At 34.3% G+C, this 15,024-nt stretch carries 11 protein-coding genes and 1 pseudogene; 4 read left to right on the forward strand and 8 right to left on the reverse strand.

Annotated features, from left to right (window positions below):
- Position 1: 1 nt before the first annotated feature.
- Together EKQ63_RS00965 and EKQ63_RS00970 are read left to right on the forward strand one after the other, a co-directional pair.
- Positions 2 to 523, forward strand: a pseudogene (locus EKQ63_RS00965) (type II CAAX prenyl endopeptidase Rce1 family protein); the annotation flags it as partial.
- Positions 524 to 586: 63 nt separating this feature from the next.
- Complete coding sequence (locus EKQ63_RS00970) at positions 587 to 898, forward strand: YbjQ family protein (RefSeq protein ID WP_143880588.1); 312 nt, start codon at positions 587 to 589, stop codon at positions 896 to 898.
- Positions 899 to 1,311: 413 nt separating this feature from the next.
- Here the strand turns inward: EKQ63_RS00970 and EKQ63_RS00980 are convergent, their stop codons facing one another.
- The 6 genes from EKQ63_RS00980 to EKQ63_RS01015 form a co-directional block, all read right to left on the reverse strand.
- Positions 1,312 to 2,745 (reverse strand): IS4 family transposase, encoded by a 1,434-nt coding sequence (locus tag EKQ63_RS00980; RefSeq protein WP_143880589.1) that lies wholly within the window; start codon positions 2,743 to 2,745, stop codon positions 1,312 to 1,314.
- Positions 2,746 to 2,923: 178 nt separating this feature from the next.
- Complete coding sequence (locus tag EKQ63_RS00985) at positions 2,924 to 4,012, reverse strand: GerAB/ArcD/ProY family transporter (RefSeq protein ID WP_143880684.1); 1,089 nt, start codon at positions 4,010 to 4,012, stop codon at positions 2,924 to 2,926.
- 27 nt (positions 4,013 to 4,039) lie between these two features.
- The gene (locus EKQ63_RS00990; RefSeq protein ID WP_143880590.1) at positions 4,040 to 5,227 is read right to left on the reverse strand and encodes a Ger(x)C family spore germination protein; all 1,188 of its coding nucleotides are present in this window, start codon (positions 5,225 to 5,227) and stop codon (positions 4,040 to 4,042) included.
- Positions 5,224 to 6,819 (reverse strand): spore germination protein, encoded by a 1,596-nt coding sequence (locus tag EKQ63_RS00995; protein WP_143880591.1) that lies wholly within the window; start codon positions 6,817 to 6,819, stop codon positions 5,224 to 5,226. The genes EKQ63_RS00990 and EKQ63_RS00995 overlap by 4 nt, the downstream gene beginning before the upstream one ends.
- 649 nt (positions 6,820 to 7,468) lie before the next feature.
- Positions 7,469 to 7,675, reverse strand: coding sequence for a hypothetical protein (locus tag EKQ63_RS01000; RefSeq protein WP_000581809.1), 207 nt, complete (start codon positions 7,673 to 7,675; stop codon positions 7,469 to 7,471).
- A 760-nt stretch (positions 7,676 to 8,435) separates the two neighbouring features.
- Complete coding sequence (locus EKQ63_RS01015; protein ID WP_223290754.1) at positions 8,436 to 9,854, reverse strand: S8 family peptidase; 1,419 nt, start codon at positions 9,852 to 9,854, stop codon at positions 8,436 to 8,438.
- A 292-nt stretch (positions 9,855 to 10,146) separates the two neighbouring features.
- Here EKQ63_RS01015 and EKQ63_RS01020 point away from each other — a divergent pair, with 292 nt between their 5' ends.
- On the forward strand, positions 10,147 to 10,680 hold the full coding sequence (locus EKQ63_RS01020) for a hypothetical protein (protein WP_143880592.1): 534 nt from the start codon (positions 10,147 to 10,149) through the stop codon (positions 10,678 to 10,680).
- An 832-nt stretch (positions 10,681 to 11,512) separates the two neighbouring features.
- Positions 11,513 to 12,073 (forward strand): AAA family ATPase, encoded by a 561-nt coding sequence (locus EKQ63_RS01030; protein ID WP_143880594.1) that lies wholly within the window; start codon positions 11,513 to 11,515, stop codon positions 12,071 to 12,073.
- A 401-nt stretch (positions 12,074 to 12,474) separates the two neighbouring features.
- On the opposite strand, the gene EKQ63_RS01035 is transcribed toward EKQ63_RS01030, so the two are convergent.
- On the reverse strand, positions 12,475 to 13,908 hold the full coding sequence (locus EKQ63_RS01035; RefSeq protein ID WP_143880595.1) for an IS4 family transposase: 1,434 nt from the start codon (positions 13,906 to 13,908) through the stop codon (positions 12,475 to 12,477).
- A gap of 219 nt (positions 13,909 to 14,127) precedes the next feature.
- Positions 14,128 to 14,841: a class I SAM-dependent methyltransferase gene (locus EKQ63_RS01040; RefSeq protein ID WP_143880596.1), complete on the reverse strand. Its 714-nt coding sequence runs from the start codon at positions 14,839 to 14,841 to the stop codon at positions 14,128 to 14,130.
- Between the last annotated feature and the right edge of the window lie 183 nt (positions 14,842 to 15,024).

A 15,024-nucleotide genomic window follows, 5' to 3' on the forward strand; every position in this document is an offset into this window, starting at 1 on the left:
ATCAGAATTTGCTCTTAGTGCCATCGGTTTGACTGTACCTGCTATTGTAGGAATCATTTTCTTTAGGAAAGAAATTATTGAAAGTTTTACTTATTTTAAAGAGAAAACAATTTTGAAAATAGTAAGCGTTCCTATGGTGGTTTTACTTATGGTAATTGTGGAAAATTCTATTATGCATTTTCTAAACATAGGTCAGCTAGAGAACCAAGAACAGGTCCTTTCAAAGGGCGCAGAGGTGCCTATTATATTCACAGTACTTCTATTTGGGATTATAGGACCAATAATTGAAGAAATTATATTTCGTCATATATTAGTAAATCGTTTTTCAGAATATATTGGTACTGCTATTGCATCCATCGTTTCGATTATAATTTTTGCAGGTCTTCATTCAAATCAACTTTCGGATCTTGCTATATATTTACCTGGCACGGTGATGCTTACTGCGGCTTATCTTATTTCTAATAGATCCCTTGCATATGTTATAGCGATACATATGTTAAACAATTTTAATGCTATTTTTTAATTACATATGTCATAGAGAGACACATGCAATTGAATATTATAAAAAATTAGGAGGGTGTCAAACATGATTGTAACAACAACTTCTGGAATTCAAGGTAAAGAAATTATTGAGTATATTGATATTGTAAATGGTGAAGCTATTATGGGGGCCAACATTATACGCGATTTATTCGCTTCTGTTCGTGATGTTGTCGGTGGTCGTGCTGGTTCTTATGAAAGTAAGCTAAAAGAAGCTCGTGATATCGCAATGGATGAAATGAAAGAACTTGCAAAACAAAAAGGTGCGAACGCTATCGTTGGTGTTGACGTAGATTACGAAGTAGTTCGTGATGGAATGTTAATGGTTGCTGTAAGTGGTACAGCTGTACGTATATAAGTAAATAAAAAAACGGATCCCCTCCTTGAGATTTATACTTTGAGGGGGGATCCTGGTTCTGTTGCAGATTTTAAAGACAAAAAACAGAAGTTGATAAATCATTGTACGTCGAAAACCCACAGTTTGAGTGTAAACTGTGGGTTTTTTATAGAGGCCCCATTCCATCACTATCAGGCAAAATTTTTTCAGTACCTCCAGAACGAAATTTTGTGTTAATTTGTAACAAAAAGTTCTTTTTTTCATTTTGGGGTAATTCTGAATTCTTAAGTTGATGGGCATGTGGCGGTACCCCATCGCCATCAACCTAAAGGTACCAAGAGGGTATATTGTGAGTGTATTTTTTAAAAATTTCTACGACTACACTAAAAATGTGCATAACAAATAAACCTATCAAATAGGTGTTTTGAAAAATATTATGCAACTTTAAAACTCTGTGACAACGTACAATCATACATAACACCTAGGATATCAAAGACTGTTTTCTTTTCGTAACGGTGAGATTTCCGTCCGTTTTTCACTAAAAGATAAAATAAACGCAGAAAAACTTTTAATAGTTCTTGAATGTCCTTTTTTAATCCATGGTAAAACAATAGATAATAATTCTTTATCATATAAATAGATTTGTACTCACTTAACTCTTTCTTTTTCTTATCTAAGAGTAACTGACGCATTTTAAACATTGTCGATGAACAGAGTAATATGCTAATGAGTTGACCATATAAATGACATTCTAAGCGTTCTTTCTTTATTTTTTTGCACTTGTGAATTTGAAAGAAAGATTTCCATGTTTTGAACAAAATTTCAATTTGCCAGCGTAATGAATACAAGTCATGGATGTGTTCCGTTGAAGCATTTTCTGCTGAAAGATTCGTAATATACACGTTGATTCCACTCAACCGCTTACTTCGTTCTTTGTAGGTAATACCTTTCTTTTTTTCTTTTTTGGCTTGTTCCTTCAACCTTTTCTCTGTTTGTTCCTTTGTTAATCGATGAATAATAACACGAGCTGGTAATTTTTGATCCTGTCCAATATATGCTTCTGAAATTTCCAATGTTTGACCAGGGGGCACTTGATTCATGAGTTCTTCCATATCTAATTGAATATAGAGTGTTCCTTTCTTCACGGTCCCGTTTCGAAAATACTCTGGCTCATCATTCTTACGATAGATTCGAGAATTTAATTTCAAACGTGAGACATAGTAAGCGCCTTTATCATGAATCTTCTCTAAGTCATGTAAGTCAAAATAGCCTAAATCTCTTATATACAAGTCTTTTGGTTGAATGCTTTGTAGGCTTGTTGAACCAAAGGTTTTATCATTTTCTCTTCCTTCTCCTACATAAACGTACAGGAACTTCCCACTTAATAAGTCATACTCTAATTGAATTTTGACTCCTGCCGTATGGCTACTTCCACCTGAACCTTGATAATGTGAAGAAAACTTATCTGGAAGCTGAAATGTTGTAGAATCAAGAATCCGAATGTGCTTAAAGATCGTGGTATAGTGATGAATTATTTCTTGTGTTGAATGAATTCTTTGGGTTAGAAGGTTAGCTAGAACTTGTTCAAGGAACTTTACTGCGGAAGCATTAAATCGTTTGTTAAGCCCTTCAGGACTTATAAGAACACCCGTAGATACTTCAAGGCAGCTACATAATTGTGTGAGTGATGCACTTGCGACCTGTTGACTAAGCCATACACATAAAGCAACTAACTCCTGTGCTTGATATTTACTCTTTCGCTGAACGAATCCTTTTTCTTTGGCTAAGTGCTCTAGAACATGAGAAGACATATGTCGTTGTAATTCTTCAGCAATCGGTTGAAGTTCATCAAGAATCGAAAGATTCATAAAGAAACGCCATCCTTTCTTATAATTCTACAGAAAGGATAACGCCTTTTTTGCTTTATGGGTAGTGTAAAACCTTAGCTTAATAGCGATGAGGTGATACCGCAAAAAACACATTTTATTTGCATCGAAAAATTATTTACCCTTTCACGATTACATTTAATCAAGCTACCAATTGGGTTTATACATATTTCCTTCGGATTTTGCCAACCACCAATAACAGTAAGGGAATCCCTAGCTCATAGACGGGAAATGCAATTGGAATCACGAAAAATATGTAGTAATAATGGGTAAATGTCTGGATATTTTTAACCGACACAGCTATGATAAACGAAATAGGAGCAAGAACCCAAGCTACTTTTCGCCAATCCCTCAAATGAAATATTTGTGCTGTTCCATAACAAGCGAGAAACATGTATAACGCCAGTTTAACAAAAATACTAAAAAACCAAATAATAACAATCAAAATATCCACATTTTGAATGAACTCCATGACGGATATGTACCGGCTTAAATCGTAAACCGGATACAAAAAACTTGAAGGCAAATTCGGACCGAATGTTAAAATGACCGCTAATGTTCCGATTGTTACCATGAAAACGGCCAGTCCTACTCCCCACATCGCCCGAGATGACGCTTGCTCTGGTTTGTCCATAAAGAAAACGAACATTGTCATCATGACAGCTTCTCCAAAAAATGCGGCTACAGGGGTATAGGAACCTTTAAGGATGGGAAGCCATCCAGAATCGTGATAAATAGGACGCATATAATCCCAATTCATATTGCCAACATTTAAAAGGATTACAAACGTTATCATTAAAAGTACCATTGGCCCTATGATTTCACTTAAGCGCCCAATACCTTCCACCCCGCCTTGGTAAATGATAAAAATGAGCAATAACATAGCAGTAAAGACAATAACCCACAAAGGTGTATTATGAAACAAAGCGATAATAATGAATTCACCAAATTCACGGACGGTTATCCAAATTATCATGTACCATCCAAAGAAGTAGGGAATCATCAGTAGCTTTCCTAGCCATTTACCAAGAATGGTTTGACTAAATTCAATCAAAGTTTGCTTCGGATAAAGCGAACCAAGTGTGGTTGCCAAAAAAGTAAGAGCAATCCCAACACACCCTGCAATCAAGATCGAGATCCATGCATCTTGTTTGGCAGTGCGAATCGTCGCTGGAATAACTAGAAGGAGTGATTGTCCCACTTCAAATGTGAACATCATCCAAAAGATTTGTCTGCCAGAGATTTTCATTGAACTTCTCACACTTTATATTCCTCCTTATTTTTTTATTTCATTTTTCTTTAACTGCAACGATGGTCCAGTTAGTCCTACTCGCCGAATAGTAAGCTTTGTATGAACAGAAACCTGCACTCTTCGAAATTGTTTACTCCAATTCTTTTTTAGCTCTTTCCATTCGGGTGGATATTTTTGATGAACGGCCTCCCCAAATCCAAAGATATCGGTTCCGTATTGTTTTTGAATTTTTTTAATAGTTTGGAGAGCTTGCTTTTCGGATTGTTTTTCCAATGCATGTTCTAAAAGAGTAAGATTTTTTGGCTGTGAAAGATCTAAATTCGTATTGTTTTCCTGAATCGTTCCTTCACCAGAAAAAACAATGTCACACTTAATTGTGTCCCCTTTTATAGTAGGTATGATTTTTCTATTGATCTTTGTCATATATAAACTTGCACTACCATTTCCTTCGGAGACCGTTGCTGTAACCGTCTGTTTACTTAAACGATTCACTATCCAAAGAGTAGTTAACCATTCCTGCATGTTTAAGTATCCTACCAATTTGAAGTCGTTGTTAAATATAGCACCGCCTACAATTTGAAACCCTTTGACCTCGGTTTTACCTTTTTTATTAGACACATTTAGTTTAATAACGGGCAAAATCGGGGTGATTCCATCACTCGTACCAGCAATAAGAAAATTTAATAAAGACATATCTCCCAATGCCTCTATTTGCGTATGCTCTTTAAGTGCCCCAAGTGCTGGGATAAACTCTAAAGGGAGGGATGCTTTCAGAAATTCTTTTGCAGTATGCCCCTTTATTACAAACGCATCTGCTCGTAATCGAATATCAGGATCGCGGCTATATGTATCTAAAACTGGAGTGAGACCATTTTTAGCCATTTTTTCTCCAATCAGTATTACACGCTGGTGCCCTCGAAAGATTTCTCTCGACATTTTTGTTTGCATCATTTGTACAGCTTCATGTGTATCCCTTCCAGTTCCGGATTCTATAAAAACTGCTTTTCCTGCATTACTTCTTCCGCTCTGTCCCATTCCCATTTTTGATGGGATGATAAACTGAGCGCTAATTTCAACCTTGTTATTCTTTGTTTGATCAAGTCCCCATCCTAATTCTATTGCAAGATCATTTAATTCTGTACGATCCCAGCAGCCCGTCAAAAAAAATAAAAAAACGACTAATATCATACAAAGTGCCCTGTGCAGGATCATTCTGTGTCTCCTCCTCGTTTCGCACCTGGCTGTTGTCCATCTGGAAAACGTATTTTATCTTCACCGGATACCATTATAGGGCGGTGGGTCATATTCCACCGCGGTGTTCGGAGCAAAACATCCTTTAAATCACGCGGAGTCTGAGGAGCAACCGAGCTTAGATACGGAATACCAAAAGAACGAATGTTAGTTACATGAATCAAAATTGCAAGGGTGCTTATTGCAATACCATATAGTCCAAGCATCCCCGCCAATAACAGCATCGGAAAGCGTAGCATCCGGTAAGCTGTTCCCAAGTTGTAGCGCGGGAACGCAAACGACGCAATACCTGTTGTCGCGACAACAATAACCAAAGGTGCAGAAATAATACCTGCTTGCACGGCAGCTTGCCCGATGACAAGTGCTCCCACAATGCTAACTGCTGATCCAACGGGTTTTGGCAACCGAACGCCAGCTTCCCTCAAACCTTCAAATAAAAATTCCATCATTAGCGCTTCTATGACAGCAGGGAAAGGAATGCCTTCTCGAGCAGCTGCAATACTAATAAGCAAATTTGTTGGGATTAATTTCGGATGAAAGGTTGTAATAGCAACATAGAGAGAAGGAAGAAATAATGAAATGTTGATTAATACTAAACGTATCCATCGAATAAAGGTTGTGTAGATCGAGCGTTCATAATAATCCTCCGCTGCTTGCAGACCTGTCCAAAATGTCATAGGAACGATTAAAACGAAGGGGGTGTTATCCACTAAAATAGCGACTTTCCCTTCTAAAAGACTTGCACACACCGCATCTGGCCGCTCGGTGTTCTGAATTTGCGGAAAGGGAGAAAAAGGTTGATCCTCGATAAACTCTTCAATGAAAGCGGACTCCAGCACCCCATCAATTTGAATTCGCTGTATCCTTTGTCGAACTTCTTCCAAAACGGAATCTGGAGCAATGCCCTCAATGTAGGCAATCGCCACATCTGTCTGTGATAATTCCCCAATCGAATAGGGTTCCATTTTTAGTTTTTGGCTCCGAATTCTTCGGCGAATAAGGCTCGTATTGACTCTTAACGTTTCTGTAAAACCGTCCCGAGGACCGCGAACAGAGATTTCGGCAGCAGGCTCTTCAATACTACGTTTTTCAAACCCTTTTAAATCCGCAATCAGGGCTTGACTCTCACCATCTGTTAAAATGACGATATTAGCTTTCAATACTCCCTCTATAACCTCACGAAGTTTAGAAACCGTCTTTACTTGAGAAACAGCAATAAGCTGATTTTGAATGATTTCCCCTACTGAATCCAAACCCTTTAATCCATCAGGCATACCTTCGAACATCATTGGTTTCAAAACAACCTGTTCCAAAATCTTAGTGTCAGTTAATCCGTCTATATAAATAAAAAGAATTTTAGTTTGACTATTTATTATAATTGGACGAAAAACAATATCGGAACAATTTTCAAAAACTTGTTTCAAAGCTTCTTCATTCGCAGATACACTCTGACTAAGTTCACGATCTTGATCATTTTGGAGCAGCATACTTGCACTCTCAAGTTCCTGAATATCTTTTTTAAAACGCTTTATCGTACGAAGTTTCTTCATCATACTACCCCATTTATCGAACGGTTTATGTTTTTTATAAAAAGTAGATTTTCTATATTTGGACCTTAAAGTTAATGAGTCCTTGATAGCAAATTTTTATATACCTTCCCACCTAATGGTTTTGAATAAATAATGATTTTCGGAAGGTAAAATCATTATTTATTCAAAATGCCAAGAAGAAAATACACCATCGATATCTTTCTTAAAATTTCCATACACAGGAGAATTATTCAATTATTTATTTAAGTTAGTTAACCGACAAATTGGGAGGCGCATTTTACATAGCTTAGTAATCACTACTTTTTGTATTGATTTATTAAAAGGAAGCAGCCGTATTTCTCAAACGAGAAGATACGGCTGCTATGTTTTCGGGAGTAAACAACTTTATTTGTATTGAAAACTAGTTTTTATAATAAGGATTCATAAATATTATATTAAGGGTACCGCCACATCGCTATCAAGCTAAAATTTTATAGTACCTCCAAAACGAAATTTTGTACTAACTTGTGACAAAAAGCTCAATTTTTCGTTTTGGGGTAATTCTGAATTCTTAAGTTGATGGGGATGGGGTCACTCCGGAGAAATACTCAAATAGATATTATAAGTAAAAAACTGTTAATACATACCCCCAATGTGTGAACTTTTTTATATCTTATTCAATGGTATATCGGCTATCTTCTGAAACATATAAACTTTTTGAATTAATTTCTATACTACAATCCCCTAATCGCCGCTTTACTTCTGATAATAATTTTTCATTTGCTTCCTCTAAAGAACTTGCTGGAATCACCGTAGATTGTGAGCTTGATACTTTACCACTATACATCACTGAAAAATTCAATTCATATTGATGTATCAAAATTTCTCCACTCCCTTTTTCCCTAAGTTTTCTCACAGATCATTCTTATTTGTTGATTACAATTATAATTTTTGAAGATAGGTACACACTTTGATACATATCAGATTTTTCTTAGTTAGGTGATAGCACACCGCAATCTTGCACGTCAGCGATGCCAGAAATGGACTTCTCCTTTGGTAGCAAGAATCCCACTGACGTTAGTCAGCTGACCCTTTAGGGGTAGGAGTATTAATTAATTAATTAAATATATGCAATAACTTTTAAAAAAATCATTGTTCCATCTCAGTTCCCTCATAAATTTATTTAAACTATTTAAAACCTCGAATAACATATCAGATTTTATATCAATATCGAAGTTTATTGATATATGGTAATTCATCAGATAGAGAATTGTCTGTTAAAACTAAAAGTTTCTTAGCTTCTCTAATTTTTTCACTTTGTATATATCTACTTAAAGACATGCCAACCTCTTTTCTAAATAGGGGCCACCATATCAAAAAAAGAAAATTGTACATTAAGGAATATTTTTACATATAATTATGAAATAAAAACACAGAGAAAATGATTTTCCCTGTGTTTTTATTTCTGCTTTATTCTGCAGCTTTACGATTACTTGATTTATCAATCTTTCCTTAAACACAAATAATTTTACGATTTTATAGTCAACCTCTGAACTGGTATTTATCGCAAATAAATACATACAAATATAAAAAAATGGATAAAATCACTTGTAAAAATTCCCACTACTTATTCATGAATCTTATGAATTCACCACTTTATACACATTAAGAATTCCATTCCCGAATAAACTCCTCTTGTTTTCAACAGAATCCACTCCCCATTTATACAAATATTCCACCGCTTGATTAGGTTTATCCTTTAAATTTCGCTGCCCCACTATTAACGCTAACGCACCCGATACTTTCGGAGCTGCTGTAGAGTTTCCTGCATCATAAAAATAATCTTGATCTGGACCAGTGCTAATTACTTTTTCTTTCTCATACATTTTTTGCTCGTCCCAAATATTAAAATCGAACTGTTTAAATAATCTATTATCTCCTCCTGGAGCTGCAATATCTATAAATCCATCTCCAAAGTTAGAAAACAGAGAAAGTTCCTTCGATGGTCCTATAGAGGAAACCGTCACCACACCTGGTAAGGATGCCGGAACATCTAAGAGTTCTCCATCTAATTTTATGCCATCATTCCGTAGTTTTTTTTGCAAAAATTTATACATTACATCTTTATCATTTACATCAAGCGAATTATTCCCAGCAGCTGCAACAACAATGCTTCCCTGTTCTTCCGCATACTGAATCGCATCTTTAAATGCTTTAATTTCAGCAATATTCGTTTTTGAGCCTTGTTGTTCAAGATAAGCTACACCATCAATTAAATAGTCTCCTAAACTCACATTAATAACATCTACATCATCCTTAGCAGCTTCAATAATCCCTTTAACAATCCACAAAGATTCAGCCGTTCTTTCCCCAAATACCCTATATGATTTTATCCCTACATTTGGTGCGACTCCCTTTAATTTTCCATTAGCAGCAATTTGCCCTGCAACATGAGTTCCATGCCCTAATTTATCAGTTAATTCGTTGGAATCCCCTGATTCATCACGCTCTTTCCCACGAAATCCATTTTTCGGAACTAAATTTTTAGAACCTCCTACAATATTATTTTTTAAATCCGGATGCTCCATATCTAATCCTGAATCTATAATACCAACCGTTACATTTTTAGAACCAGAATATATCTTATAACTTTCTCCGTTGTTTGTAATCCCATGCATATCCCACTGCTTATCCCATAAAGAACCTTGCAGATTCGTTTCCATCTCTTTTTCCATATTCATTTTTGAGCCTAATGTCCGTAAAGATGGATTGTATGTATCAATTAATGAGTTTTCACCCAACACTTTGACTTTTTCTTCATTCCCCTTCACCTGTAATAGCCCTAACTCCTCAATAGAATAGACAACTTCTATATTATTTTTCTCTGCCAATCTGACTACATCATTATAGTTATCCGTTTCTTTCAGTAGAATAGTGTAATAATTATCTTCTTCAGCAGCACTAACGAAGTCATAAGGTAGTAAAAAAATCAACAAGGCCATAAACAGAACTATTGTTTTTACCCTCTTAAAATTTTTCATTCGTTTTAAATCCCACATAAATTCCCCTCCTGAAATCTTATATTTAAATATAAAGTTACAACGAAAAAAATATCATTTGCCTCCAAGGTTGTCAATATCAAGAAAAATGATCATTTCATCGAGAAACAAGTTATTTCACGTGATTAAAATTTAACCTGATAAAAAATGGAAATATTAATTTTTTTTTCCTTTTTTGTAAAAAATGATTGTACTTTCCAAGTAGTGCATGTTACATTCAAATAGTTAAGTTTAACAATAACTGGATAACTTAATATTTAATTTTAGATTTAAATTAGGGAGGAATTTTATTATGAAAAGCAAAAAAATCATTGCAAGTGCACTAACAGTTTCTTTACTATCTACTGGATTCATTAGTACAAAAGCTGCGGCTGAAGAAGTAGGTAACAATGTACCAAAGCACACAGCACAAGCACCTGTACAGACAGTTAATTTCAATCTAAAAACAACAATGGAAAATAACCTTTTAGTTCAATCTATTAGTCCTTCGGACCTTAAAGATATTGAAGGAATTTCCGAATATTTCAATTTAACACCTGAAGAAAAACAAGTGTTTTTAGATGCCGTAGCTAATAAAGATGATAGTGGTTTTGAAACTCGTGGAAAATTAAGTTGGGCTGCTAAAGCTATTAAAAAATTATGGAATGAGCTTCCAGGTCCTGTAAAAGATAGACTAGGAAGACAAAGTGCCTTAATTACTATCGCAAACAGAGTAGAACATTATACTGGCGCTTTAGAAGATGCGATTTATGCTGGTGTATTAGATGTTGTTGGTAATCCAACAGCTGCATGGTGGATCACTAAATCAATCACCCTATTACTGTAATCAATAGATTTTACTGGTTAATTGGTTAGAAATTTCATATAATTTTTGTAGTTACATCATCAACTGCAAAGGAGTAAAAATGAAAACTCAAACTTCAAAAACAAAATATTCAAGTTACATATTTAGATTTTTAGTTTGTTTTATTGTCCCTATAATTGGATTGATTTATATTTTTGTTAATCGGAGGAAATGGAGCAAACTTGATATAACCTTTTATCTTTTGATTGCTTTAACCAATCTTTCTTTAACTATAACCGTTACATTTTTTACACGTGACTTTTGGATAATTTCTATACATAATTTGATTTGTTTCATTATTTGTATAGTCTTTATCTTATGTAAAAGACGGTCAAAGTAATAAGGACTAATAATTCACAATCAATCTAACAAAAAGCTATTCTTTCTATATATTCATAGAAACGAATAGCTTTTTTTATGGTAAATAAGTAAGTAAATATAATGAGGGGTTAACGCACCTATACCCATCCTCTGAAAAGGATATCAAGGTAAAGTATTCTATAATAGGTGTAAGTCAAGTCGCTTTATATGGAAAATTAGGGAGATTTAAAAAGTGGAAAAGGCGACTCTTTAAATAAAAAAGAACTGCCTTTTTTATTTAAAAATATTCCTTAACGTACAATTTTCTTTTTTCGGTCGTGTGACCCCCATATGGACAGCTTATTTACATAATTATCGTTATTGGAAGACAACTATTTTTATAAATACAAAAGGCAGAAAAGTATATAGATTCTACAAAATATTTTGATTGTGATACATTTACAGAATCTCTTATTTTGTAATTAATGTCTTATTATTTTTTGGAGGGAATTTGATGAAAAAGTTTGTTTTGATATTTGGGCCACAAGCAGTTGGGAAAATGACAGTTGGACAAGAACTAGCAAAGATGACTGATTTAAAATTATTTCATAACCATATGACAATTGATTTATTGGAGCCATTGTATGGATTCTCTTCGGAAATGTGGCGATTGACACATCTTTTTCGAAAGGAAATATTTCAATCATTTTCAAATAGTGAACATTATGGAATGATTTTTACATACGTATGGGCGTTTAATGAAAAGAAAGATTGGGATGATGTTGAAAGTATATGTAATATTTTTCGTTCCCAAGGGGTTAATATTTATTTTGTTGAATTAGAAGCTGATGTAGAAGAAAGACTTCAACGAAATAAAACACCTCATCGACTTGAACATAAGCCAACAAAAAGGAATATTGAACAATCTGAACAAAATTTATTAAGCACATTTGAAAATTTTAGATTAAATTCAAGAGAAGGAGAAATTACAGAGAAAAATTATATAAGGATCAATAATACGAATTTAAATGCTACAGAAGTAGCTGAAATTATAAAGAAAGAATTTCAGCTATAGTTTTTTTTACAAATTGAACAGTTCGGATTTTATGAATATCGTATACATTTCTAATTAACATAACGTCTCATTATCGGTAGCAAGGAAAAGGAGGAACCCCCTATGAGAGTAAGGGTTCCTCCTTTTTTGTTCTAGGGATCTATGCATTTTTTTATACATTCCTATTCTGGTGCGGTTTTATGGCTCTCGTTTGTTACTGGATTAGCCAAAAAACTGTATAAAATCTTGCATACTCTTTGCGTGGTTATTTTCCAAAATGCTTGCGGTACCCCATGCCCATCAAGCTAAGGTTGGGTTTCCTATGAACTTCTGTTCATGTTGCCTACATGCTTGATATTTTGTTTATTTGTTTTTAAAAATACGCATACCAAATAAACCTTGATACGGTGTGTTTTTAAAGATTATGCAGTTTTCTGCTTTAGATTGGATACAGTAAACTGATAAACGACACCTAAAATATCAAAGACTGTCTTTTTCTCATATCGATGGGATTTCCGTCCGTTTTTCTGTAAGAAGTCAAACAGACGAAGGAAAATTTTTGATACTTCTTGGGTGTCTTTTTGTATAGCTTCATATACTAAGTACAGATGATCTTGAATTATATAAATTGCTTTATATTCACTTAATTCTTTTTGTTTTTTCTGTAGTAACAGCTGTCGCATTTTGAACATAGTGGAAGAACAAAGAAAAATAGCGATTAACTGTCCATAAAGATGACATTCTAGACGCTCTCGCTTAATATTGTGACAATGATTAATACCAAAAAGAGATTTCCATGTTTTAAATACAATCTCTATTTGCCAACGTAGTGAGTAGATATCATGAACCTGTTCCATCGGAACAATTTCCCATGGTATGTTGGTAATATAAACGTTGATTTCTGTTAATCGTTTACTTTTTTCAGAGTATGTAACTCCTTTTTTCTTTTCAACATAGGTTTGCTGTTTCCTACGTTTATGAACTTGAGTTGATGTGAGTCTGTATATTACAACTCGTGAGGGTAATTTTTGTTGTCCAACATAGGCATTTCGAATTTCATAAGTATCTCCTGGTTTTATCTGATGCATGATATGTTCAAGGTCAAGTAAAGCATATAAAGATTGCTTTTTTACTGTCCCATCCCGAAAGAATTCTGGAGATTCATTTTTCACATATACTCTATTATTTAATTTCAACCTTGAAACATAGAACACCCCTCGTTGATCCATCTGGTCTAAATCTTTTAGAGAAAAGTATCCTAAATCTCGAATACATAAATCTCCTGGTCGTAAGGTATCCAAACATTCTGTACCAAAGGTTTTATCATTATTTTTACCTGGTTCCATTTGAAAATTGAGGAATTTTCCACTATGTAAATCATACTCTAGCTGAATCTTAATACCGGCTGTTTGTGCACATCCTCCTGAACCAGGATAAATAGGAGCCAAATGATTGGGTACTTGAAAAATAGTAGCATCTAAAATACGTATACGTTGAAAATAAGAGGTGTATTGGTTTGAGATTCGAGACGAATCGTTTAGTTTGCTTTTGATTAAAAGGGAGAATACACGCTGTAGAAATAAAACAGCGTATCGGTTAAAACGTTGATTAAGTCCTTCAGGACTCATGAGTGTAGCTGTATTTGCATAAAGTTGACTACATAATCGAGTGAGGGAATCGCTTGCTACATGTCGACTGATCCAAATACATAAAGCAGCCATATCTCGTGCGCCATACTTACTTTTACGTTTTACAAAACCTGTCTCCTGTGCGACTTGTTGGAGGATATGTGGAGATAGATATCGCTGTAGTTCTTCAGCGAATAAATGAAACTCATCTTGAATCGATAGATTCATACAAAAACACCATCCTTTCTGTATATTTCTACAAAAAGAATAGCGTTTTTCTTATTATTTAGATACAAATTTATCTCAATTTGATAGCGATGAGATGATATCCTTATTAGTATTTAATGTATCTAGAAACCCTTCAGATTTTCTGAAGGGTTTCTTCGTTCACATAGTCTTTGCTAACAGATATAAATATAATTCACTAAGAAAACATAATTCTTTTTACTATTCAGTAAGCTTTTTCATAAATAAAGCTGTCCACAGCCCAGAGACACCAAATACTTTATTCGATTGTTTTATCTCTTTCATTCTACGTATTTCTACTTCAGAAAAGTCTCTAAAGATGACTCTAAGTTTTGCATCTGTAAAACCTAATCCACCTTTAAGACTTTGTAGTTTGTATACTTCCCAATCCGTTATATCTGCCCCACCTAATTCTCCGCCTTGAACAAAACAAGTGATTGCAAAATAACCACCTGGTTTTAAAGCCTTTTTCACCAAATTTATATAATTCATTCTTCTGTGTGGAGCAATATGATGAAAACATCCTGAATCGTACACAATATCGTATGTACCTTCTTCAATTTGTAAGTCAAAGATATTGTTATAAATAAAATTTACATGTACATTTTTTTCTTTTGCCCGTTCGGTTGCCCATTGAATTGATTCCTGTGATAAGTCTACCGCATCAACTAAGCATCCTTTTTCAGCAAAGTAAATTGCATTTCTGCCTGGACCGCATCCAAGTTCAAGAACTTTCCCTGGATTAAGTAATTTTTTCTCGAAATAATTAACTAGGTTCTCATCTGGTTTATTAGTAAAAAAGGGAACTCCTTTTTCACGATTTGAATAAAAATCATCCCAAAATTGAGTTGGTTCACGCAATAATGAATCTAACATATCTAATAAATCTTCATAACTACTAATTGTTTCTTTCACAATAACCCCTTCTTTCCAATTAAATCTTACATTCTAATTGTACTAACAATTAGAATAATTCGTGTTTCATAGGGGTTAACAACACTTTAAATTTAAATAAGTTTGAATTCTCTATATATGCCTATTTATGTTAATTTAACGCGCATAAAGATACCTAATTTTCCTTTTATATTACTTTAAAAG

It is taken from the genome of Bacillus sp. BD59S, from assembly GCF_007363175.1.
Taxonomy (GTDB): Bacteria; Bacillota; Bacilli; order Bacillales; family Bacillaceae_G; genus Bacillus_A; species Bacillus_A pacificus.

What these genes read in the sequence shown, in the direction of transcription:
- EKQ63_RS00970 (WP_143880588.1), top strand. Translation starts at nt 587, where the DNA reads ATGATTGTAACAACAACTTCTGGAATTCAAGGTAAAGAAATTATTGAG.
- EKQ63_RS00980 (WP_143880589.1), bottom strand. Translation starts at nt 2,745, where the DNA reads ATGAATCTTTCGATTCTTGATGAACTTCAACCGATTGCTGAAGAATTA.
- EKQ63_RS00985 (WP_143880684.1), bottom strand. Translation starts at nt 4,012, where the DNA reads ATGAAAATCTCTGGCAGACAAATCTTTTGGATGATGTTCACATTTGAA.
- EKQ63_RS00990 (WP_143880590.1), bottom strand. Translation starts at nt 5,227, where the DNA reads ATGATCCTGCACAGGGCACTTTGTATGATATTAGTCGTTTTTTTATTT.
- EKQ63_RS00995 (WP_143880591.1), bottom strand. Translation starts at nt 6,819, where the DNA reads ATGATGAAGAAACTTCGTACGATAAAGCGTTTTAAAAAAGATATTCAG.
- EKQ63_RS01015 (WP_223290754.1), bottom strand. Translation starts at nt 9,854, where the DNA reads ATGTGGGATTTAAAACGAATGAAAAATTTTAAGAGGGTAAAAACAATA.
- EKQ63_RS01020 (WP_143880592.1), top strand. Translation starts at nt 10,147, where the DNA reads ATGAAAAGCAAAAAAATCATTGCAAGTGCACTAACAGTTTCTTTACTA.
- EKQ63_RS01030 (WP_143880594.1), top strand. Translation starts at nt 11,513, where the DNA reads ATGAAAAAGTTTGTTTTGATATTTGGGCCACAAGCAGTTGGGAAAATG.
- EKQ63_RS01035 (WP_143880595.1), bottom strand. Translation starts at nt 13,908, where the DNA reads ATGAATCTATCGATTCAAGATGAGTTTCATTTATTCGCTGAAGAACTA.